Origin of the sequence: Phaeobacter sp. S60, from assembly GCF_000826845.1 — a bacterium.
Taxonomy (GTDB): domain Bacteria; phylum Pseudomonadota; class Alphaproteobacteria; order Rhodobacterales; family Rhodobacteraceae; genus Phaeobacter; species Phaeobacter piscinae.
Map to the genome: position 1 here is coordinate 89,924 of NZ_JSWJ01000019.1, position 21,584 is coordinate 111,507.

Annotated in this window: 19 protein-coding genes; 15 read left to right on the forward strand and 4 right to left on the reverse strand. The window is 59.2% G+C overall.

Annotation, left to right across the window (positions count from 1 at the left end; all coding sequences use genetic code 11):
* Positions 1-19: 19 nt before the first annotated feature.
* Positions 20-1,123, reverse strand: coding sequence for a Gfo/Idh/MocA family protein (locus tag OO25_RS17385; RefSeq protein ID WP_197540517.1), 1,104 nt, complete (start codon positions 1,121-1,123; stop codon positions 20-22).
* 119 nt (positions 1,124-1,242) lie between these two features.
* Between OO25_RS17385 and iolD the strand changes: the two genes are divergently transcribed.
* The 5 genes from iolD to iolG are packed head-to-tail and all read left to right on the forward strand — an operon-like array spanning position 1,243 to position 6,795.
* Complete coding sequence (iolD, locus tag OO25_RS17390) at positions 1,243-3,117, forward strand: 3D-(3,5/4)-trihydroxycyclohexane-1,2-dione acylhydrolase (decyclizing) (RefSeq protein WP_040181524.1); 1,875 nt, start codon at positions 1,243-1,245, stop codon at positions 3,115-3,117.
* Positions 3,117-4,109 (forward strand): 5-dehydro-2-deoxygluconokinase, encoded by a 993-nt coding sequence (gene iolC, locus OO25_RS17395; RefSeq protein WP_052465716.1) that lies wholly within the window; start codon positions 3,117-3,119, stop codon positions 4,107-4,109. The genes iolD and iolC overlap by 1 nt, the downstream gene beginning before the upstream one ends.
* Positions 4,110-4,121: 12 nt before the next feature.
* The gene (locus OO25_RS17400) at positions 4,122-4,979 is read left to right on the forward strand and encodes a 5-deoxy-glucuronate isomerase (protein WP_040181526.1); all 858 of its coding nucleotides are present in this window, start codon (positions 4,122-4,124) and stop codon (positions 4,977-4,979) included.
* The gene (locus tag OO25_RS17405) at positions 4,976-5,815 is read left to right on the forward strand and encodes a class II fructose-bisphosphate aldolase (RefSeq protein WP_040181529.1); all 840 of its coding nucleotides are present in this window, start codon (positions 4,976-4,978) and stop codon (positions 5,813-5,815) included. The genes OO25_RS17400 and OO25_RS17405 overlap by 4 nt, the downstream gene beginning before the upstream one ends.
* Entirely contained in the window at positions 5,809-6,795 is a 987-nt protein-coding gene (gene iolG, locus OO25_RS17410) for an inositol 2-dehydrogenase (protein WP_040181531.1), read from the forward strand. The genes OO25_RS17405 and iolG overlap by 7 nt, the downstream gene beginning before the upstream one ends.
* Positions 6,796-6,807: 12 nt before the next feature.
* Here the strand turns inward: iolG and OO25_RS17415 are convergent, their stop codons facing one another.
* Positions 6,808-7,992: a phytanoyl-CoA dioxygenase family protein gene (locus tag OO25_RS17415; protein WP_040181533.1), complete on the reverse strand. Its 1,185-nt coding sequence runs from the start codon at positions 7,990-7,992 to the stop codon at positions 6,808-6,810.
* An 86-nt stretch (positions 7,993-8,078) separates the two neighbouring features.
* Between OO25_RS17415 and OO25_RS17420 the strand changes: the two genes are divergently transcribed.
* The 6 genes from OO25_RS17420 to OO25_RS17445 all read left to right on the forward strand — a co-directional run bounded on the left by OO25_RS17420 (position 8,079) and on the right by OO25_RS17445 (position 14,737).
* The gene (locus tag OO25_RS17420; protein WP_242407067.1) at positions 8,079-9,116 is read left to right on the forward strand and encodes a LacI family DNA-binding transcriptional regulator; all 1,038 of its coding nucleotides are present in this window, start codon (positions 8,079-8,081) and stop codon (positions 9,114-9,116) included.
* 226 nt (positions 9,117-9,342) lie between these two features.
* Positions 9,343-10,308 carry an NAD(P)-dependent oxidoreductase gene (locus OO25_RS17425; RefSeq protein WP_040181537.1) on the forward strand — a complete coding sequence of 322 codons (966 nt, stop codon included), beginning with the start codon at positions 9,343-9,345 and terminating at the stop codon, positions 10,306-10,308.
* A 209-nt stretch (positions 10,309-10,517) separates the two neighbouring features.
* On the forward strand, positions 10,518-11,330 hold the full coding sequence (locus tag OO25_RS17430) for an IclR family transcriptional regulator (RefSeq protein WP_040181539.1): 813 nt from the start codon (positions 10,518-10,520) through the stop codon (positions 11,328-11,330).
* 21 nt (positions 11,331-11,351) lie between these two features.
* Positions 11,352-12,662 carry a selenium-binding protein SBP56-related protein gene (locus OO25_RS17435; RefSeq protein ID WP_040172376.1) on the forward strand — a complete coding sequence of 437 codons (1,311 nt, stop codon included), beginning with the start codon at positions 11,352-11,354 and terminating at the stop codon, positions 12,660-12,662.
* Positions 12,663-12,737: 75 nt separating this feature from the next.
* Complete coding sequence (locus OO25_RS17440) at positions 12,738-13,487, forward strand: SCO family protein (protein ID WP_040181541.1); 750 nt, start codon at positions 12,738-12,740, stop codon at positions 13,485-13,487.
* The gene (locus tag OO25_RS17445; RefSeq protein WP_040181542.1) at positions 13,484-14,737 is read left to right on the forward strand and encodes a cytochrome-c peroxidase; all 1,254 of its coding nucleotides are present in this window, start codon (positions 13,484-13,486) and stop codon (positions 14,735-14,737) included. Before OO25_RS17440 ends, OO25_RS17445 begins: the two co-directional genes overlap by 4 nt.
* A 4-nt stretch (positions 14,738-14,741) precedes the next feature.
* Here OO25_RS17445 and OO25_RS17450 read toward each other — a convergent pair whose 3' ends face one another.
* Entirely contained in the window at positions 14,742-15,197 is a 456-nt protein-coding gene (locus OO25_RS17450) for an Lrp/AsnC family transcriptional regulator (RefSeq protein WP_024098143.1), read from the reverse strand.
* A 147-nt stretch (positions 15,198-15,344) separates the two neighbouring features.
* On the opposite strand from OO25_RS17450, the gene OO25_RS17455 reads away from it, so the two are divergent.
* Positions 15,345-15,779 carry a universal stress protein gene (locus tag OO25_RS17455; protein WP_040172370.1) on the forward strand — a complete coding sequence of 145 codons (435 nt, stop codon included), beginning with the start codon at positions 15,345-15,347 and terminating at the stop codon, positions 15,777-15,779.
* Between the two features lie 19 nt (positions 15,780-15,798).
* Entirely contained in the window at positions 15,799-17,343 is a 1,545-nt protein-coding gene (locus OO25_RS17460) for a sodium:alanine symporter family protein (RefSeq protein WP_040172368.1), read from the forward strand.
* Between the two features lie 53 nt (positions 17,344-17,396).
* Here the strand turns inward: OO25_RS17460 and OO25_RS17465 are convergent, their stop codons facing one another.
* On the reverse strand, positions 17,397-19,754 hold the full coding sequence (locus tag OO25_RS17465; RefSeq protein ID WP_040181543.1) for a Hint domain-containing protein: 2,358 nt from the start codon (positions 19,752-19,754) through the stop codon (positions 17,397-17,399).
* A gap of 410 nt (positions 19,755-20,164) precedes the next feature.
* Here OO25_RS17465 and mscL point away from each other — a divergent pair, with 410 nt between their 5' ends.
* On the forward strand, positions 20,165-20,599 hold the full coding sequence (gene mscL / locus OO25_RS17470; RefSeq protein WP_040181544.1) for a large conductance mechanosensitive channel protein MscL: 435 nt from the start codon (positions 20,165-20,167) through the stop codon (positions 20,597-20,599).
* A 129-nt stretch (positions 20,600-20,728) separates the two neighbouring features.
* Entirely contained in the window at positions 20,729-21,535 is an 807-nt protein-coding gene (locus OO25_RS17475; RefSeq protein ID WP_014879324.1) for a mechanosensitive ion channel family protein, read from the forward strand.
* Positions 21,536-21,584: the final 49 nt, after the last annotated feature.

Here is a 21,584-nt window from a genome sequence, read left to right on the forward strand (position 1 = left end):
GCAGTGCTTTCTTAGATATTTAGAACGTTGATACGGTTTGCCAGGACCGCTTCTTTGAGGCGGCCATGGCTGCAGCAATCACCTGATTTACCGCCATCCCATCCTCAAATGTCGGCCAAACCGGTGTCTGTGTTTCGATCGCGCGCAGGAAATCCCGCGCCTCAATCAGGATCTGATCCTGATACCCTGTGCCATGCCCCGGCCCCTGGCAAAACGGCAGATAATCGGGATGTGCAGGGCCTGTGAGGATCTTGCGAAAGCCGCGGGTGGCCTCGTCGCCCTCGCTGAGATAGAGCCACAGCGCGTTCTGATCCTCTTGATCAAAACGGATCGCGCCCTTTGTTCCCGTAATTTCATAGGCATAGCCCATCTTACGACCGGTCGCGATACGGCTAAAGAACATCTGCCCCATCGCCCCATTGGCAAAACGGCACATCATCTGCCCCTGGTCGTCATTGGTGACACGGCCACCGGGGCGGTCCGTATGAACGGTCTCAACCTCTGCGATGAGTTCAGTGATCGGCCCGATCAGCGCCATCGCACCATTGATCATATGTGGCGCCAGATCGCCCATAGTCCCATTGGCTTCGCCCTCCGTGCGCCATGTCGCGGGGGCATCGGGATCGGCGTAGAAATCTTCGGTATGTTCGCCACGAAACCAGGTCACCTCTCCGATCACACCATCTACAATCAAACGCCGCGCATATTGGCTGGCAGGGGTTCGAATGTAGTTGAACCCGACCATATTTGGACAGCCCGATGCCTCCGCCGCTGCCACCATGGCACGACTATCAGACAGCGATGCGCCCAGCGGCTTTTCACAAAAAACGGGTTTGCCCAGCGCAAAGGCTGCTTCTGCGACAATACGATGGGTCTGCTGTGGGGACGCGATGACAATCGCCTCGACCTTGGGGTCGTTAACCAGCAGCTGCCAGTCGTCCGTTGCGCGTTGAAACCCATAGGCCCGCCGGTATCGCTCCGCGCTGGCTGGGGTCGTGGCGCAGACCATTTCCAGACGCGGGCGCAAAGCAGTGTCAAACACCGCGCCCACCGCAGCCATCGCGACGGCATGCGCTTTGCCCATGTAGCCCCCGCCGAGAATTCCGATACCGATTTCGGTCATTCTGGCCTCCCAACCCATCAATTTCAATTTGCAACCGGTTGCAAAACTTGTATCTTGGGATTCGACATCTCGCAAGATCAAATCGATCCGCCAACAGACCATCCCAGGGATCCCTGCCTATGACGACGCCGCCAAAAACGATTAAGCTGACCACCGCCCAAGCCATCATCCGATGGCTGTCCAATCAGTTCATTGAGATTGACGGCGAGGAGTTACGCCTGTGCGGAGGTGGCTTCGGCATCTTTGGCCACGGCAATGTGACCTGCCTCGGCGAAGCGCTCTATGAGGCGCGCGATGCGCTGCCGCTATATCGGGGTCAGAACGAACAGAGCATGGGCTTTGCGGCAGCTGGATATGCCAAGCAGTGGCTGCGCCAACGGTTCATGTTCTGCACAGCCAGTGCTGGCCCAGGTACATCAAACCTTCTGACCTCCGCGGCGCTGGCCCATGCCAACCGCCTGCCGATGCTGATGCTCTGTGGCGACACGTTCCTGACTCGCCTGCCGGATCCGGTACTACAGCAGATGGAGAATTTTGACGATCCGACCTTAGGTGTAAATGATGCCTTCAAGCCCGTGTCGCGCTATTGGGACCGCATCACCCATCCCGCCCAAATCATCCAGTCCCTGCCCGCTGCGATTGCCACCATGCTGGATCCCGGCGACTGCGGCCCCGCCTTCCTTGGCCTGCCGCAGGACGTGCAAGGTTGGACTTATGACTACCCCGAGGTTTTCTTTGAGAAGAAAATCCACCGCATTCGCCGCATCGCACCGGATTCGACCGAAATCGCAGATGCTGCCGAAGCCCTACGTGGCGCCAAACGCCCGATGATCATTGCTGGTGGCGGTGTGCAATACAGCCGCGCCGTGGCCGAGCTGACCCGCTTTGCCGAAACACATCAGATCCCGGTTGTTGAAACCATCGCCGGTCGCGCCAACCTGCGTGACACCCATCCACTGAATATCGGTCCCATCGGAGTCACCGGATCGGACAGCGCCAATGCGATTGCCGCCGAGGCAGATGTGATCCTAGCGGTTGGCACACGATTGCAGGATTTTACCACCGGATCCTGGACCGCCTTTGCGCAGGACGCCCAATTCATCTCGATCAACGCAGCACGCCATGACGCAGGCAAACACCGCGCATTGCCGGTTGTCGGCGACGCCCAGCGCGGGCTTCTGGCACTTGGCGCTGCAAGCGGTGACTACAAGGCGCCGGACAGCTGGGTCGCTCGTGCCCAGGAGAGCCGCCGTAGCTGGGTGGCCTATGTCGCAGACAACGTCTCTTACGGGGACAACCGGCCCAATTCCTATGCGCAGGCCATCGGTGTTGTGAACGCGCTCTGCAATCCGAAGGACCGTGTGGTCGCGGCGGCTGGCGGGCTTCCGGCGGAAGTCACCGCCAATTGGCGCACATTGGAGCCCGGCACAGTTGATGTTGAGTTCGGCTTTTCCTGCATGGGTTATGAAATTGCCGGCGCCTGGGGAGCTCGCATCGCCCAGTCTGAGCGAGAGCCTGATCGTGACACAATCGTCTTTGTCGGCGACGGCTCCTACATGATGTTGAATTCTGACATCTATTCCAGCGTGCTCAGCCAGAAGAAGCTGATCATTCTGGTCCTGGACAACGGCGGCTTTGCGGTCATCAACAAGCTGCAGAACAACACGGGCAATACCAGCTTCAACAATCTGCTTGAGGATTGCCCCACTATACCTGAAGCCTTTGGCGTGGATTTTGCCAGTCACGCGGCCTCGATGGGGGCACTTACCGAAACCGCCGCCAATCCGGCAGAGCTGGGCGAAGCGTTCAAACGCGCGCAAGGCAACGATCGGACAACCGTCATCGTGATGAAGGTTGACGCCTACGAAGGCTGGACCACCGAAGGCCACGCCTGGTGGGAGGTTGGCACGCCGCATATCACCAAGGATGACAAGGTGCGCGAGGCCCATCTCGACTGGGAGTCCAGCCGCATCAAACAACGGCGGGGCGTGTGATGGATCAGCCAAGCAAGGCCAGCTCAGATCTGGCAGGCCGCAATTTCCTCGTCCTTGGCCGGGTGGGTATGGATCTGTGTCCAACCCCTGATGGCACCGCCACGGCTGATGCACAGGACATGATGGTCGCCATGGGCGGCAGCAGCGCCAATATCGCCGCAGGTCTGGTCAAAATGGGATGCAGCGCCGCTCTGGTCACCAGCGTTTCTGATGATGCGGTGGGGTGGTACTGCCTCAACCAGTTGGATCACTACGGTGTTGACCGGACTCACGTGAAACGCATCACCGGTGAATATCGGACCTCTCTGGCGGTCTATGAAAGCCGGGTCGAGGATCACCAGAGCGTCATCTACCGCAACAATGCCGCCGATTTCCAGATGACCGTCGCAGATGTGGAGGCGGTGGATTACAGCCAGTACAGCGCGTTGATCACCGCCGGCACAGTTTTTGCGGCCGAGCCGTCACGCAGCGCCACCTTCCGCGCCTTTGAATTGGCGCGTGCGGCCGGGCTGCCGATCATCTTTGATGTGGACTACCGCCCTTACAGCTGGCCCTCGCCTGAGGTTGCGGCGGATGTCCTGTCTCGCGCAGGCGCCATGTCCGATATCATTGTCGGCAATGATGAGGAATTCGGCTTTATGGCCGGTGGCATCGACAAAGGCCTCGCCAAAGCACGGTCGCTGGCGCACACCTCAGCCTCCATCGTCGTCTATAAGATGGGACCCGAGGGCGCCGTCACCTTTGCCGATGGCCAGGAGGTCCGCACCGGTATCTACCCCGTAGATGCGCTAAAACCGACCGGCGCCGGCGACAGTTTCATGGCCGGTTTCCTCGCCTCACTCTCCGAAGGGCGTCCGATGAAGGATGCCATTCTGCGCGGCTCAGCCTGTGCCTCCGTCGTGGTGGCCAAACCCGGCTGCGCCCCCGCCATGCCCGACCTTGCCGCGCTGGAGGCGTTTCTTGCAACGCACCCCGGCGCCACCGAAATTTGAAAGGACCCGCAAATGCATATCGCCCCTCATGACAACCAGAACAAAGCCATTGTCGATGCTGACAACGCGCTTGTTCCGCTGAACTATTTCAACATCGTCAAACTGACCAAGGGCCAGACCTTTGAATATCAGGTGCCCGGCTATGAGACCTGCATCGTTCCGGCCACCGGCACCGTAGACATTGAGGTCGAGGGCCTGAGCTATGCTGGCATCGGCACCCGCACCGCCGACGTCTGGGACGGTGAACCGGAAGGCGTCTATATTCCCGTCGGGGCCAAGGTGACCATCACCTGCACAACGGATGCGACCGAAACCTTCATCGCGGGCGCCAAATACGACAAGGTGCTGGAACCATTTGACGTGCGCGCCGACGGTATTGATCTGGTGCAATACGGTTCTGACGACACCAAGACCCATCGTAAAATCAAACATATCTTGGGCCAGAAACAGCACGACAAGGTCGGCCGCTTGCTGGTGTCAGAGCTGTTCACCGTGGGACAGGGCGGCTGGTCCGGCTTCCCGGCGCACAAACATGATACCGACCGCAAAGATGCGGATGGCAACATCGTCGAGACACGCCATGATGAGACCTATAACTTCCGCTTCCGTCCCAACCATGGCTCTGGCGTGCAGATCCTGCAACGCGAAGAGGGCAAGCCGGGGGACGCCTACCAACTGATGGATGGCTCCACGATCATGATCGACAAGGGGTATCACCCCTGCGCGGTGATGCCCGGATATGAGATGTATTACTTCACCATCCTTGGCGGTCTAAGCCAGCGCAGCCTGATCCAGTACTTCCAGCCGACCCATGCCTATCAGGTCGAAACCATCCCCGGCATCAAGGATATGGTGGCTAAGTTCAAATGACCCTTGCAACATTGGCTGACGTCCTGCAGCCAGCCCTGCGCAATGGCTATGCCGTTGCGGGGCTGGTCACACTGGGCTGGGAAGACATGCGCGCCTATGTGGCCGCCGCTGAAGCTGAAAGCGTGCCGGTCATCCTGCAAGCAGGCCCGTCCTGCCGCGCCCATACTCCGCTGCCGATCTTAGGCAAGATGTTTCGACATCTGGCCGAAAGTGCATCGGTTCCTGTGGTCGCCCATCTGGATCATGGCTACACCTTTGAGGACTGCCGTATCGCCATCGACAGCGGCTTTACCTCAGTGATGTTCGACGGCTCGCGCAATCCGCTGGATCAGAATATCTCCGAAACCGCAGCCATCGTAGAGATGGCTCATGCTGCAAATGTCTCCTGCGAGGGAGAGATCGGCTTTGTCGGGTATTCCGGCGGCGAGGGGTCAGCCGGTACCGACCCGGAAGAGGCCCGGCAGTTCGCGCAGGATACCGGCGTCGATGCGATGGCGATTTCAGTTGGCAATGTGCATCTGCAACAGGACAAGGAAGGCGGGCTGGATATCGACCGCATCCGCGCCATTGAGGCGATCACCGAAGTGCCGCTGGTCATCCACGGCGGTTCCGGCGTACCAGTCGCGCAACGCAAAATGCTGGCGCGCGAGTCGCGCATCTGCAAATTCAATATCGGCACCGAATTGCGCATGGCCTTTGGGGCCGCATTGCGCGATGCGGTAAATAGCGATCCGGATCGGTTCGACAGGGTCAGCATCCTGTCCGAAACCCACGATCCGGTCGTTGCTGCGGCGCGCAGCGTTCTTCGCGCCTTCAAGGGAGAGACACAATGTTGAATATCGGCCTTTTGGGCTGCGGGCGCATCGGGCAGGTCCATGCGCGGTCTGTCGGGCAATTGGACGGGGTGCGCGTCACTGCAGTTGCAGATGCGATGCCGGATGCCGCGAATGCACTAGCCAGCAAGATCGGCGCGGATGTGCGCGAGGCCTCCGCGGTAATCACCAGCGCGGACGTCGACGCGGTCGTTATCGGCACCCCAACTGATACGCATTACGACTTGATCCATCAGGCTGCGGCTGCAGGAAAAGCAATATTCTGCGAGAAGCCCGTCGATATGTCCGCCGACCGCATTCGCGATTGCCAAACGGCAGTGGCCGAGGCGGGAGTTGCCTTTCTAACAGCGTTCAACCGTCGTTTTGATCCGAATTTTGCCAATCTTCAACAACGCCTGCGGGCCGGTGAGATTGGCGATGTGGAGATCGTCTCGATCCTATCACGTGACCCGTCCCCGCCGCCGGTCAGCTATATCAAGACCTCTGGTGGCCTGTTTCGCGACATGATGATCCACGATTTTGATATGGCGCGTTTTTTGCTGGCCGAGGAACCGGTGCAGGTCTTTGCGGTTGGCTCAGCGCTGGTCGATCCCGCCATTGGCGAAGCAGGCGATGTGGACACAGCCGCCGTTACGCTGACCACGGCCAGCGGCAAGATCTGCCAAATCTCCAACTCCCGGCGGGCTACATACGGCTACGACCAACGGGTGGAGGTGCATGGCTCCAAGGGGATGCTCCGCGCGGCCAATATGTTGGAAAACACGGTGGAAGTGGCCGGAACCAACGGTTTCCAGACCGCCCCTGCGCAGCACTTCTTCCTTGAGCGCTACGAAGCGGCCTATCGCAACGAAATGGCGCGATTTGTCGAGGCCGTTCAGGCAGGTACCACGCCCTCCCCCAGCATCGACGACGGCCTGCGCGCCCAGATGTTGGCCGATGCCGCCGCCCAATCGCTTGAGACGGGGGCACCAGTCGCGTTGTAAGCGATCAGATCCTTATGCCTGGCGGCGCAAGTCCTGTGCCGCCAGCGCCTTGTTGAAACGCTCGGATGTCCAACCTTCGGTAAGGGCCTGATGAAACAGCCCGGCCTGCGTTTGTGGGGCCAAACCGCCCACCGGCGGGTCCCGATCCAGATTGGTTGGAAAAGAATACCCCTCTGCGCAGGCTGCAATTGCTGCGGCCTGATCAGCGTCCGTCATGGCGCCCTCACGCTTCAGCCTGGCCAGCGCCGGGAAAAGCCGCTCCGACATGCCGCGCCGGTCCACAGTCTCCATTGCGCGGCCAAAGGCGGATGAGACCTGCAACAGATTTGCCATCCGCTGAACATCCTTTGATCGGTTGGCTCCTGCGGCGTGAAACAAAGCCGGGTTGAAGAACACGGCATCGCCCTTTGCCAGAGGCAACTGCACACAGTGCTCTTCGAAATAGGCCCGGAAGCCCTCGCGCCGCCAAGCTGCGTAGCCCGCACGGTATTGTTGCGAAAACGGCAGCAGCTTAGTCGGGCCGCTCTCCACCGGCATATCGGTATGGGCTACCGCCCCCTGCAGCGTCAGGACCGGCGATAGGTCATGCACATGGGCCGGATACTGCGCGGAGGTTTCCGCTGATTGAAAGCCCAGATGATAGTCACGATGCGCCTGCTGGGCAGCTCCGCCCGGACGCACCAGATTGATTTGCGCCGTCATCTGGTAGTTGGGTCCAAGCCAGGCCTCGCAAACGGCCGCGATGGATGAGTTGCCAAAATAGCGCGCGAAGACATCAGGCGAAGCGACGCAGAGCTTTTGGAGCGCATTCCAAACCCGGTCATTTGACCCCGCTGCAGCGAAATGGTCCGCCCCGCCGCCATTTGCCTGCCGCTCCTGTGAGATGATTTCGTCGAAGACAGCGCTTGCGGCATCAATCGGAGCCACGTCCTGATAGGCACCTTGCAGCACCAGAACACCCGCCCCGTATCGCAATCCCTGCGCCCATTCTGCCATCAGATGGCGGCGCGCCTCTGGCGCGCTGAGCATCGCCTTAAGGGCTGCCATGTCATAGATCGGGATATTCTTCTCAATCTTGTCGGCCAGCGGAACCTGGTCGGGTGTCAGTTCTCGTTCAACCTGCGCGGTAAAATCACTCAACGCGCATCCATCAGGATCAAAATAGGCCTGCCCCATCGGTGTCGCAGCAGCTGTCATCAGAGCCTCCTCTCTACTGTCTCTCGCTATGAGATTGCCGGTTCAGGCGCTTGTGGTCAGCGCGCGAATCCATCAAAAATACATCAATGAGCCATCCTTTCCCGATCAAGGATATCGCCCGGCAATCTGGGCTGAGCACGGCAACTGTGGACCGCGTTCTAAATGCACGCGCCAATGTCAGCCCTCGCAGTCAGGCGCGCGTTCGCGCAGCCATCGCCGAACTGGAGGGACAGGAACAGCAACTCTCAGCACGGGGGCGGCGGCTCTACTTCGACGTTGTGGTGGAAGCACCCGAACGGTTCAGCCGGGAAATTCGGCACGCAACTGAGGCGGTCCTGCCCACCATTGGCCCCGCGGTGATCCACACGCGGTATAGTTTTCGCCAGATCATGTCCGCGCCTGACTGCGTTGCTCTGCTTCGTCAGATCCTCAAACGTGGCAGTCACGGGGTGGTGCTGAAGGTGCGGGATCTGCCTGAGATCACCGCGATGGTCGCTGAGTTGGACAGAAAGCGCATTCCGGTTGTCTGCGCCTTTACCGACCTGCCAGGGAGTGTTCGCCGCGCCTATTGCGGTCCGGACAACTACGCGGCCGGCCAGTCAGCGGCCTATATGATCGACAATTGTCTGCCAGAAAGCACTCTACCCGGGGCAACCATCCTGACCACACTCAGCCAATTGGCCTTTCACGGCGAGGCTCAAAGGCGACGTGGCTTCCTCAGGTTGATGTCAGAGCGCCGCCCTGATCTGCGGCTGATGACAGTTTCAGCCGGGGCCGGGCTCGCGTTTGAGACCCGAGCGGTGCTGCAGGAGCAACTGTCCGCTCCGGGCCTTGGGCCGATATTGGGCGTCTATTCAATGGGCGGGGCCAATCGCGCCATATCGGAAAGTCTGCAAAGTTATGGTCACCGCCCGCGCGCCTATGTCGCTCATGATCTGGATAGTGAGAACCGAACACTTTTGCGACAGGGAAACATTACCGTTGCCTTGCAGCACGACATTGCCAGCGACATGCGCAATGCCTTCCTCAACTTGCTCCACGCCAACCATATCCTGAAGACGCCACCCGTCGCGACTCAGAGCCGCATGTCCATGGTCACGCCCTTTGATTGTGCTGAAAACTGATCGGGGGATGCTGTTTCTGCGCGCATCTCCCCTCAGAAATAAAATCGCCACCTGGCGGGTTTCGGTGGCGCCAAGCCGCATATGACCTTTTGACTACTCACTCCAACTGGGGACCTGTCAGAGCTGCGCGCCGAACAGCTATTTTTCACTCCAAGAACTGCAATTTTTGTTCCTCTTTGCCTTGGTTCTTGGAATGCTCCTTGAAACAGCCAGCAGGGAGAGCGGCATGAAAGTAGGATTTATCGGCCTCGGAAACGTTGGTGGCAAGCTGAGTGGCAGCCTGCTGCGCAACGGCATTGATCTCAGCGTTTATGACCTGAATGCCGCGCTGGTTACGAGGGCAGCGGAGGCGGGCGCCACGGCAGCCAAGGATCCGGCAGAGCTGATGCGCAATTGCGACACGGTGATCACCTGTCTGCCATCGCCCACAGCCTCCGATCAGGTTATGCAACAGATGCTACCAGAGGTTGGGCCCGGCAAAATCTGGATGGAGATGTCCACGACGGATGAGGCAGAGGTCAAACGCCTTGGCACCTTGGTCGAGCAGGCGGGGGGAGCCGCTGTAGACTGCCCCGTATCCGGTGGCTGTCACCGGGCGGATACCGGCAATATCTCGATCTTCGCGGGCTGCGACCGTGAAACCTTTGACCGGATCGCGCCGCTGCTGAAAACCATGGGGCGGCGAATCCTGCACACAGGGCCAATCGGCTCAGCCTCGGTCCTGAAGGTGATCACCAACTATCTGGCAACCGCCAATCTTCTCACCTGCTGCGAGGCTTTGGTGACCGCGAAGGCCGCTGGAATGGATCTCAACACCGCCTATGAGGCGATCAAGATTTCCTCCGGCACCTCCTTTGTGCATGAAACCGAAAGTCAGGTGATCCTGAACGGATCCCGCGATATTTCCTTCACCATGGATCTGGTCTCAAAGGATATTGGCCTCTTTCAGGCCGTTGCTGATCGCCATGACGTGCCGTTGGAGATCAACCCTCTGATGATCGAGATCTTCAAAGACGGCGAGGCCCGATTTGGCAGCCGGGAGCTGTCCCCAAACATCATCAGACGGCTGGAAGAGGCCACCGGCCTGAAGATCACGGCCCCCGGGTTTCCGTCTGAGATGACGGATGATGAGCCTGAGGAACCCGGTTACGAGGTCATCCCCACTGGTCGCGCTGGCGGCGCGGGCCAATAAACCCTCTGCGCTGCCCTCTTGAAAGGCAGCGACCTACCGCCACCATCTGCCCTGCGGCCAGCCCCGATCCGCGTGACCTGTCGCGCGTATCAGGGCCTGCACCCGTACGCGCGTATCAGGGCCTGCACCCGTAGCATAAGGTTGTGAAACCTCTTGCCAGACTCAATTTTCCCGAATTACGATACAAGTGTCCGTATTTTGGGAATCGCATGCAGGACCGACAGATCCTTCTTCTGGAAGCGGTAGCCTCCTCCGCCTCACCGGTAAGCGCAAGCGAGCTGGCCCAGATGACAGCGACCCCCCGTGCCAGCCTTTATCGCCATATCGCCGCGCTGCTAGAATGCGGCTTTCTGGAAGAAACCGAGACCGGCAGCCGGTATATTCTGGGACTGCGGTTCATCAAGATCGCGCTGACGGGAAAGTCCGACACCCATGTCATCAACGCGGTCTCTGCCGTGTTGCAGCGGGTGGTGAAGGATCTGGGAGAGACCGCGTTTCTGGCGCGCTATCGCGGCGGTCGCGTTGATCTTATTCATACGCAGGTCCCGGCGGATCCCTCGGTTCCTTATATCTATCCAGGGTTAGGGGTCCGCCCGGTTCATGCCTGTTCTTCGGCCAAGGCAATTGCCGCCTTTCTCGCGCCGGAGCTTCAGCAAGACCTGATCGACACGTTGCCGGTGCGCTTTACCGACAAGACACGCACTGAGCCGGAGCAGATTGCCCGCGAGTTACAGCAGGTGCGTCGCTATGGTTATGCCACCTGCGATGGTGAGATTGACAACGGGGTCACCAGCGTTGCGGTGCCAATCATTGTCGACCGGCTTGGCGCCATTTTTTCGATGGGAGTGGTCGGTCCAACCAGCCGTATCACACCTGCCATCCAGCCCAGAATTTTACCCATTCTTACAAAACAAGCCATTCATGCCGCCGCGGCCATTCAACATTGCTCGGTCGCTCATGCGGAAACCACAAATGCCAATTCACTGGCGGCGGCACAGGAAAGGGCCAGCCAACCACATTGATTTTTTGAAGGGAGAGAGAACATGAACAGAAGAGAATTCGGCGGATTATCCGCCGCTGCGCTGGCCATGGCTGGTCCGTTTCGCGCCTTTGCGGATGAGACCTGTCAGTCCCCTTATATGCCCAAGATTACGGGTCAGGAAGAATTCGTCTACGTCTGGACCCTCGGAGTGGAGGGAATGGGCGACGAGCAAGACAAAATGGTGACGGTTGACCTGCGCCCCGACTCGCCAACCCGCGGGGAGGTCATTCACAGTCTCTCAGTCGGCGGTAGGAACGAGGCCCATCATGGCGGCTTCTCAGCTGATCGCCGTTATTTCTGGACTGGCGGGCTTGATACCAATCGCATCTTCATCTTCGATATTCACAGCGATCCTGCAGCGCCCAAGCTGCATAAGGTGATCGAGACATTTGTTGCGGATTCCGGCGGTGTGGTTGGTCCCCACACGTTTTTTGCCCTGCCCGGTAGCATGATGATCACCGGGCTGAGCAATCAGGACGACCACGGCGGCCGAACGGCGTTGGTCGAATATAATGATGACGGAGACTACGTCGCCACCTATTGGATGCCCACTGCTGATGACATGCAAGGGGCCGTCGCGGTCGATGGCGCGGTTGCGGATGGTTATGGCTATGACATTCGCGCCCTGATCCGCAAGAACGTGATGCTCACCTCGTCCTTCACGGGATGGTCAAACTACATGATGGATTTCGGGCAGATGCTGCAGGACGCCGAAGCGATGAAACGCTTTGGCAACAGCATGGTGCTCTGGGATCTGCACACCCGTCAGCCGCGAAAAGTGTTCAACGTGCCTGGCGCGCCGCTCGAAGTGCGCTTTCCCTGGGGGCCAAATGCCAACTACGCTTTCTCAACCACAGCACTCACCTCGCAGCTCTGGCTGATCTATGAGGATGACGATGGCGAATGGCAGGCCAAATCGGTGGCAGACATCGGCAACCCCGAGGATATCCCGCTGCCCGTCGACATATCCATCGCCGCCGATGATCAAACGCTTTGGGTCAATTCTTTCATGGATGGAAAGACCCGGCTGTTTGATATCTCCGACCCGCATAACCCGGCACAGATCTATGAGAAAACCATTGATCGACAGGTCAATATGGTCAGCCAGAGCTGGGACGGCAAACGGGTCTATTTCTCCTCTTCCTTGCTCGCCAATTGGGACAAGAAGGGCGAGGACGATGTGCAATACCTGAGGGCCTACAACTGGGACGGCAAAGAATTGGTCGAGGATTTCAACATCGACTTTTATGCCGCAGGCTTGGGTCGCGCGCACATCATGCGCTTTGGCAGCGCCGCGCTCTATTCCGCTTAAGAGACTGTGCTTTGGGGCGGTATGCTGCCGCCCCGATCTCCCCCTTCGCGGATCTCACCTTGCCGGAGGAACTCCATGCGCAAGAAAACTCTCGCCGTCTCCATAGCCGCTGCTGCGGTGGTGCTGACAGGTGTCGTGGCCCTGGCCGGAACCTGGCGCCCTGCGGATCTGATGGCACGGTTGACGCCCGCTGCATTGCGGGCCACGCCCGCCCGCCTTTCGGAGGTATTCCCAAGCGATCCCGCCTTCCAGTTCAGCCCGCCGGAACCTGGATCTTATCGGCTGAACCGATTGAAACCTGCACCGGATGGCACGGTGCTGACTGCTGATGGCACTAGGGATCGGCTGCACCAACTGATCGATGGCAAGATCACGCTGATCAGTTTTGTCTATCTGACCTGCGGCGATATTGATGGCTGTCCGCTGGCCTTCTCGACGCTTTATGACATTCACGACGCCAGCGCACAGCTTCCGGATCTGCGACAGGAGGTTCAACTGATGACCATCAGCTTCGACCCAGAGCGCGACACGGTCGAGGCCATCGCGGCCTTCGCGCATCCAGTAAGCAGCGATCCTGCCAGTGCCCATAAACTGGATTGGCAGGTGCTGACCACGCCGGATGCCGCAGCGTTACAGCCCCTGTTGGACGGGTTTGGGCAGGTCGTGGACCGTGGCGGCGCAGACGACCAGATCAACCATCTGCTGCGCATGTATCTGGTCGACCGTCATGGCATGATCCGCAATGTCTACGGGCTGGGCCTGATCGACCCGCGCCTGTTGATGACGGATGTGGAAACACTGCTACTGGAAGAGGCGAGAGAGTGATCCCCCTCCCCCCGCATCTGCGACGTTGCATATTGCTCAGCGCAGCCACTGCGCTTTCGCTGATTGCCGTCGCGCCGAGAGCGTTCGCCGACGGCGATATTGTTGCACGGCCAAGCGATCTGCCGGTGCAAATCTCAGCTGACAGCTGCCCACAGCCCGCCGATGAGCACTGGGCGGAGAGAGCCGCCAAACGCAGCCTGACACCGCAGCTGGGTCTGCCACCTTTGGTCTACCCGGCGGACAATCCTCCGACAGCAGCGCGGATTACGCTGGGGCGGCAGATCTTCTTTGACCGCGCGCTGTCGATCAACAACACCATGTCCTGCGCAATGTGCCATGTGCCGGAACAGGGGTTTGCCAACTGGGAGCTCGCGACTTCGGTCGGCGTGGAAGGGCGCAGCGTGAAACGCAACGCGCCAAGCCTGATAAATGTGGGCCTGCTGAACCCGCTGTTTCACGATGGCCGCGACCCCATGCTGGAAACCCAGTTTATCGGGCCCCTCACCGCCCGAAACGAGATGGCCAACCCATCCGCAGGACGGGTCGTTTCCCACCTTCAAACCGACCATGCCTATAATACCTTGTTTCATGAGGCGTTTGGGGCGCCCGCCTCGCTAGACCGGATTGGCATGGCGCTGGCCGCCTACCAACGGGCGTTGACCGTCGGCAACAGCCCGTTTGACCGGTGGCTCTATGGCGGCGAGCAAGCTGCGGTGTCACCCAGCGCAAAACGCGGGTTCAAACTGTTTCGCAACAAGGCGGGATGTGTGTCCTGCCACAGCGTTGGCTCGGAGGATGCACTCTTCACCGATCAGCAGTTTCACGACACCGGATATGGTCAGATGCGGGAGTTGGAACGCCAAAATCCCCCGGAAACCCTGCCTGTTCAGGTCGCACCCGGCGTGATCCATCATGTGGACTATGACCTGGTCCGCGCGGTCAGCGGCCCACAGGATGCTGATCTTGGGCGCTATGAGGTGACCGAGGACCCGCAGGACCGTTGGCGGTTCCGAACGCCAATGCTGCGCAACCTCGGTGTCTCGCCCCCCTATATGCACGACGGCGGGTTCAGCACGCTGGCTGAGGTGATTGACTATTACGACAGCGGCGGTGCGGGGCTGCCGGGTCAAGACCCGCGTGTGCGACCACTCGGCCTGAGCGACCGGGAGAAATCTGATCTTCTGGCGTTTCTCAGCACTCTGACCTCTTCGGGACTGGATTGTCTGGTCGCGGATGCCCGCCAGCCATGAAGCGCTAGTCCAGATGGTAGCCGCGAAACTCCTTCACGGTGGACACCCCGAGCAGCGTCTTCATCTGCGCAACCGACGGGATCTCCGACAATCGGTTGCGATAGAGTTTCTCGTAAGCATCCGTATTGCGCGCAGCGACGCGCATCAGATAGTCAAATTCCCCTGAAATCAAATGACACTCCAGCACCTCTGGCATATGTGAAATGGCATCTTCAAACGCCTGAATATTCTCCCGCTGCTGGCTGACCAGCTTGATCTCGATAAAGATCTGCAGCTCAAGACCAACCTTCTTGCGATCCAGCCGCGCGGCATAGCCTTCGATCATGCCATTGGCTTCCATCATCTTGACACGACGATGACATGCGGACAAAGACAGCCCAACTTTTTCAGACAGCCGGGCCATTGAGATCTGACCGTCCTGTTGCAAGGCGGAAAGAATGCGCGAATCCAGCAAGTCCATCGGAATTTTTCCCAGTAGTTAATCGTTATCCACACATTTTTCCGAAATTTTCCCAATACGCAAGGAAATCGAGAACCTTTCCTATCAACAACGTCTTAAAATTGAGACACTTCGTCACAGGGATGACGTGAACCAAGGGAGGGGCAGATGGCCTCAAAAATCGTAGTTGGCTACGACGGCAGCACAAGCGCGCGCACCGCGCTCAACTTTGCGCTGGACGTGGCAAAGGCACAGGGCGGCAGCATTGTTGTCGCGCATGTCCTGGAATGGTCACCGTATTCGTTTCTGTCCGCCTCCGAGCTGGCAGAGCGCCACAAGCGCCGCACCGAAGAGCTGGAGCGCGCCGAAACCGCATTGATTCAGCCGCTTCTCAAGGACCTGGAAACCAGCGGCGTGGATGTCACTGCCACGGTGAAATACGGCAATATCGCCGAAGTGCTGGTGTCCATCGCCAAATCCGAAGGCGCCAATCACATCGTTATCGGACGCACCGGCCACTCCGCGCTCTCGTCGCGGCTGTTTGGTTCGGTTGCAGGCAGCCTGGCGCAGGCTGCGCCGGTTCCGGTCACCATTGTCCCATAACTGATCGACAGGGGTCATCATGAACACTCTCTCAAAAGCGGCTGCTTTGGCCGTCCCCGGCGCCCTCGGGCTGTCGGGCCCGCTGATGGCACAGACCATCGACGAAACGGTGAATGAGCTGTTTGCCAGCTCCACCGGATGGTTTGTCAATTTCATCTTCAGCCCGTTCCCCGGCACCAGCTTTCCCTGGATCGTTGCGTGGCTGGTGATCGCGGCAACCATTTTCACCATCTACTTCGGACTGATCCAGTTCCGCGCCTTCCCACATTCGATTTCCTTGGTCAAAGGCGACTATTCGGATCCGAATGACGCTGGCGAGGTGAGCCATTTCCAAGCGCTGGCCACGGCTCTTTCTGGCACTGTCGGCCTTGGCAATATCGCCGGTGTTGCGGTTGCCGTTGGCATCGGTGGTCCCGGTGCGACGTTCTGGATGATCCTCGCAGGCCTGATGGGCATGGCGTCGAAATTCACCGAATGTACGCTGGGTGTGAAGTACCGAAATGAATACCCCGATGGCACCGTCTCCGGTGGTCCGATGTACTATATGACCAAAGGTTTTGCCGCACGGGGCCTGCCCGGTGGTAAGTTCATGGCGGTTCTCTTCTCGATCTTCTGTATCCTCGGCGCCTTTGGCGGCGGCAACATGTTCCAGGCCAATCAGGCACATGCACAGCTGACCAATGTGCTTGGCGACTATCCCGGTTGGATCACCGGCGTCATCTTTGCCGGTGTGGTCTTCGCCGTGATCATCGGCGGCCTGAAATCCATCGCCAGTGTTACCGAGAAGGTGGTGCCGTTCATGGGTGTCCTTTATGTGCTGACCGCACTTGTGATCATCTTGCTGAACTTCGACAAAATCGGCTGGGCCTTTGGCCAGATCTTCGACGGTGCCTTTACCGGTCTCGGCGTTGCAGGCGGTATGGTCGGGGCGCTGATTCAGGGTTTCAAACGCGCGGCCTTCTCCAACGAAGCCGGTGTTGGCTCGGCAGCGATTGCCCACTCCGCGGTGCGGACCAAAGAGCCGATCACCGAAGGTTTCGTCTCGCTTCTGGAACCTTTCATCGACACTGTGGTCATCTGCACGATGACAGCACTGGTGATCATCATCACCGGTCAGCTGGTCAGCGATCCTGAAACCGGTCTCTATGTGCTGAACGAAGCAGGCAGCGCCATCCAGACCGTCGATGGCAACTCCGGCGTGGCACTGACATCTGCGGCGTTCTCCTCCGCATTTGGCTGGTTCAAATACATCTTGGCCATCGCAGTGATCCTGTTTGCTTTCTCCACGATGATCAGCTGGTCCTATTATGGCCTTAAGGCCTGGACCTTCCTGTTTGGTGAAGGCAAGACCACTGAACTCGTCTTCAAGCTGATTTTCTGCGCCTTCGTCGTCATCGGCGCCGCAGCCAGCCTGGGTCCGGTCATCGACTTCTCCGATGCGGCGATCTTTGCCATGGCGGTCGTCAATATCGTGGCACTCTACTTCCTGATGCCCATCGTCAAAGGCGAGCTGAACAGCTATCTGGCACGCCTCAAAACGGGCGAAATCAAGAAGTACCAGTAACGAAATCGACCCGGCTGCGAATAGTGGCCGGGTCCTCCTCCCCTATTGGGGTCTTACCTGATATTGCCGCGGCCTGAGGACAACAGCACACGTGCCTCGTGGCTGCGTAGAGAACGCCGCGCCGTTGGGAATGCGCGCCCCATGCTCTCCAGCTCCGGGAACAGATGGCACAATTCGGACCGCTGGGCCGCATCCATACCCGACAGCGTCAGATCGCCCGGCTGGAAGCTCTCGCTCCAGGCGCCATCCACACAGATAATTTCATGCTGATCAAACAGCAGATGGATGTAGGTTACATCCATTGTCCGCGCGCGGCGGATATCGCGATCATTGAGCAGATGCACCGCCGCCACCAACACCTCGTTGGACCCGAAGAGCAATTCGGCGCGGCTTCCGGTCAGCAACATCCGATGCTGCGGTGACACCATCAGATCCCGGTTCGGCACAGGTTCGCCACCATCAGAACCCAGCGCACCTACTTCGATGAGGATGGGTTGGAACTGCGGGCGCCGCGCAAGATCGTTGTTGGTCACGATCCGGCGCGCGGTCCAGCGCAAAGTCTGCGGCCCGCCATCGCGAGTCACCACCCGGTCGCCCACCTCAAGCGCTTCCACCGGCACCGCGCCACCGGGGGTCAAAACAAGGCTGCCCGGGGTGAAACAGGGAATGACCTCTTCGATATTGGAGAACGTCAGCCTGCTGACAAAGTCCCCCTGATCATTTCGGACCTCAACCCGACCGTCTTCCCGGTCGGCACTGGTGTAGACCACACGCGTATCGCCCAGTGCGCGCAGCTCACTGATATCTAAGCGATCATAATCATCGCCACCTTCGCCGCCATCAACGACGTCTCCGGCCCCACCAACAAAGAAATCCCGATCGTTGTCACCGTACAGGCTGTCAGCGCCGGTTCCGCCGATCAGTGTATCAGCCCCGCTGCCGCCTTCGATGATGTCATCTTCGCTGCCGCCATCAAGCGAGTCGCCACCCGCGCCGCCGCTCAGCCGGTCATAGCCCTCGCCCCCCAGCAGCGTGTCATTGCCAACGCCACTGTTCATCACATCGTCGCCGCGACCACCTTCTCCGTAGAAGGATGATCCGGCGGAGCTGCCGTCCAGAAAATCATTGCCATCGTCGAGGAAAATGCGATCGGAATCCTCATAGACACCGATGAAGGCCAGATCGTCACCATCGCCGCCGTGGATCTCATCATTGCCCTGGCTGCCCGCCAGAATATCATTCCCGGCGCCGCCCCATACGGTATCCGTTCCCATGCTGCCGATCAGCGTATCGTTGCCATCTTCGCCATAGATCAGGTCATCCTGATCACGGCCAAAGACATGGTCGTCGCCGTCACCGGCGTAGATCAGATCATTCCCATAAAGCCCTTCGAGCCGATCATTGCCGTCCCCACCATAAAGTGTGTCATCGCCATAGCCTGCGGTGATGGTGTCGTCGCCATCGCCGCCCAAGAGAAGATCGTTGTCGTCGCCACTGCTTAGTGAATCGTTGCCGCCACCGCCTTCCAGCGTGTCGCGCCCGGCGCCCCCCTCAAGCGTGTCACCGCCGCGGCCGCCTTGCAGCAGGTCATTGCCGACGCCGCCTTGCAGCAGGTCACGTCCGCCACCGCCAGAGAGCGTGTCGTCGCCGGCGCCACCGTCGACGGAATCATCACCCGCACCGGCATCAACGAAGTCGTCCCCCTCACCGGCCAGAACTGTATCGTCGCCACCCCCGGCCACGATCACATCATCCTGAGAGCCGTCAGCTGCATCCCCGCTGTCGACACGATCCCCTTCGGGGTCGCCCAGATAATCGATATCAATCCTCTCGCCTGCATCCGTGCCTTCCACGACATAGTCGAGTGCGGGCGGAATGGAGAAGGTGAAGTCCGACAGCCCGGCACCACCGGAGATCGGCGCATCGCTGCCATTGTCAAAAGTCACATCCAGCTGCGAAATCGGCCCGTCAATCGCGACGCCGATATTGGCAGCTGTGCTGCCCTCCCCTTCGATGGAGACTGTCCCGTCAGCATTGATCGTCACCTGATGGTGGGTCACGCCGGTCAGTCCCGCAATGACCTGTGCCGCGGGGATCAGAACGCCGCTGGCATCCAGAACCCGCAGGGTGAATTTGTCGTCATGGGAACTGCCGTTGGAATTCACATGCTGCAGGTCAAACCGCAAATCGCTCACCGGGTTGGAGAAACCATAGCTTGCGGTAATCGGCTCGCTGACACCAAAGGCACCGAAATCGGACACTTGGTAGCCGCTTTGCGAGCTGTCCCAGCTGCCCGGCGTGAATGTCCCGGTCACGACCGTGGAATTGCCGCCTTCGCTCAGCGTTGTTGAGCCGTTCTGCGCAGCACCGTTGGCACCGGTCAACCAGATCGCATTGTCAAGAGTGGCCATGTCTCGCGTCTACCTCATGCCTAACACTCACCCCGCAGAAACAAAGCCTGCGGACACTTCGCCGCCGCCTCATCTGACGGAGCCGCCCGATGTGTTGTTTCGTCCCATGACGCGACCAGCCCATGTGCGAACAGGTCACAACACATCCCTTACGGAACAATTAACCTGCAAAGACGCCCGACGCGGGACCAGTCTGGGGTCAGCGCAAGTCCATTTTGCGTTGAGAATGTGGCGATGGGCACAACCAGCAGCGCCTCCACCAGTGGTTCAACGCACCACCCCCTCGAATTTCCAACGCAAAATCAATAGCCTTGGCCGCAAAAACCGGACTAGACTGCGGACACGCAGCGCGCGGTTGTACGCGCACAACTGCTCAAGAACAAAGTGGTTCGTTAACGGGGACAAGTAGCATGCTTCAGGAATTCAGAGCCTTCATTGCTAAGGGCAATGTGATGGATATGGCGGTGGGTATCATCATCGGCGCAGCCTTTACGGCAATCGTAAAGAGCATGGTCAGCGATCTGATCAATCCGATTATCGGTGTCTTTACCGGCGGTGTCGATTACACCAACTCCTATTTCGTATTGGCGGGGGATGTGCCGGATGGTGCCACTTTGGAAGCCGCGCGCGAAGCCGGGGCCGCCGTGTTCGCCCACGGCGCCTTTTTGATGGCCGTCATTAATTTCCTGATCATTGCTTTCGTGGTGTTCATGCTCGTGCGCTATGTCAATCGGCTTAAAGACGCCACCTTCAAGCAGGAGGACACCGCCCCGGCCGAGGAGGCCCCCGCTGGCCCAACCGAACTGGATGTGCTGTTGGAAATCCGCGACTCCCTGAAACGTTGATCTGCTGCAGTGTAATCCGCGGGTGACAGCCCTGCCGGGTCCGCCTATGCCCGCAGCGAACACACCGGCGTCCTCCTGTAGCCGGTGATGGGTATTTCTATGAGATCGTGACAAGGACCAAACAACACTATGGAACAATGGATTGAACAGCTGGGTGCCCTTTGGCCCCTGCTCATCAGCGCAGCCAAAGCGTTGGTCGTACTGGTTGTGGGCTGGATCGCAGCCGGTGTGATCAGCGGTGCAGTACGTCGTCGCATCAACGCCACCCCGCACCTTGACCAAACACTCGGCAACTTTGCCGCCAGCGCAGTGCGTTGGGTGCTGCTGGCCATCGTGCTGGTCGCCGTTCTGGGCATATTCGGGATCGAAGCCACCAGCCTGGTTGCAATGCTCGGCGCTGCAACGCTTGCCATTGGTCTGGCCCTGCAGGGCACACTGAGCGATCTGGCTGCCGGGGTGATGCTGGTCATGTTCCGCCCCTATAAGCTGGGCCAATACGTAGATATTGGCGGCACCTCGGGAACAGTGGTGGATCTCAACCTTTTCGTGACGGAGCTGGTGACACCTGACAACGTTCAGATCATCATCCCCAATGGCCAGGCCTGGGGCGCTATCATCACCAACTACTCGGCGCATGATACGCGTCGCGTTGATATGGTATTCGGCATCGACTACGGCGACAGCGCAGACGCGGCCAAAGAGATCATCCTGGATCTCGCGAACGCAGATGCGCGTGTCATGGCAGATCCCGCCCCTTGGGTGCGGGTTACCAATCTCGGCGACAGTTCGGTCGATCTAACAGCGCGCCTGTGGTGCAAGGCGGCCGACTATTGGGAGCTGAAATTCGCAATGACGCAAGCGGTCAAGGAAGCCTTCGACGACAAGGGGATCTCAATCCCCTATCCCCATAGCGTCGAAATCAAGAAAGAGGCCTGATCCGGCAACAGCCGCCCCGCCAGATCTGTGGGGCGGCTTATTTGTCACA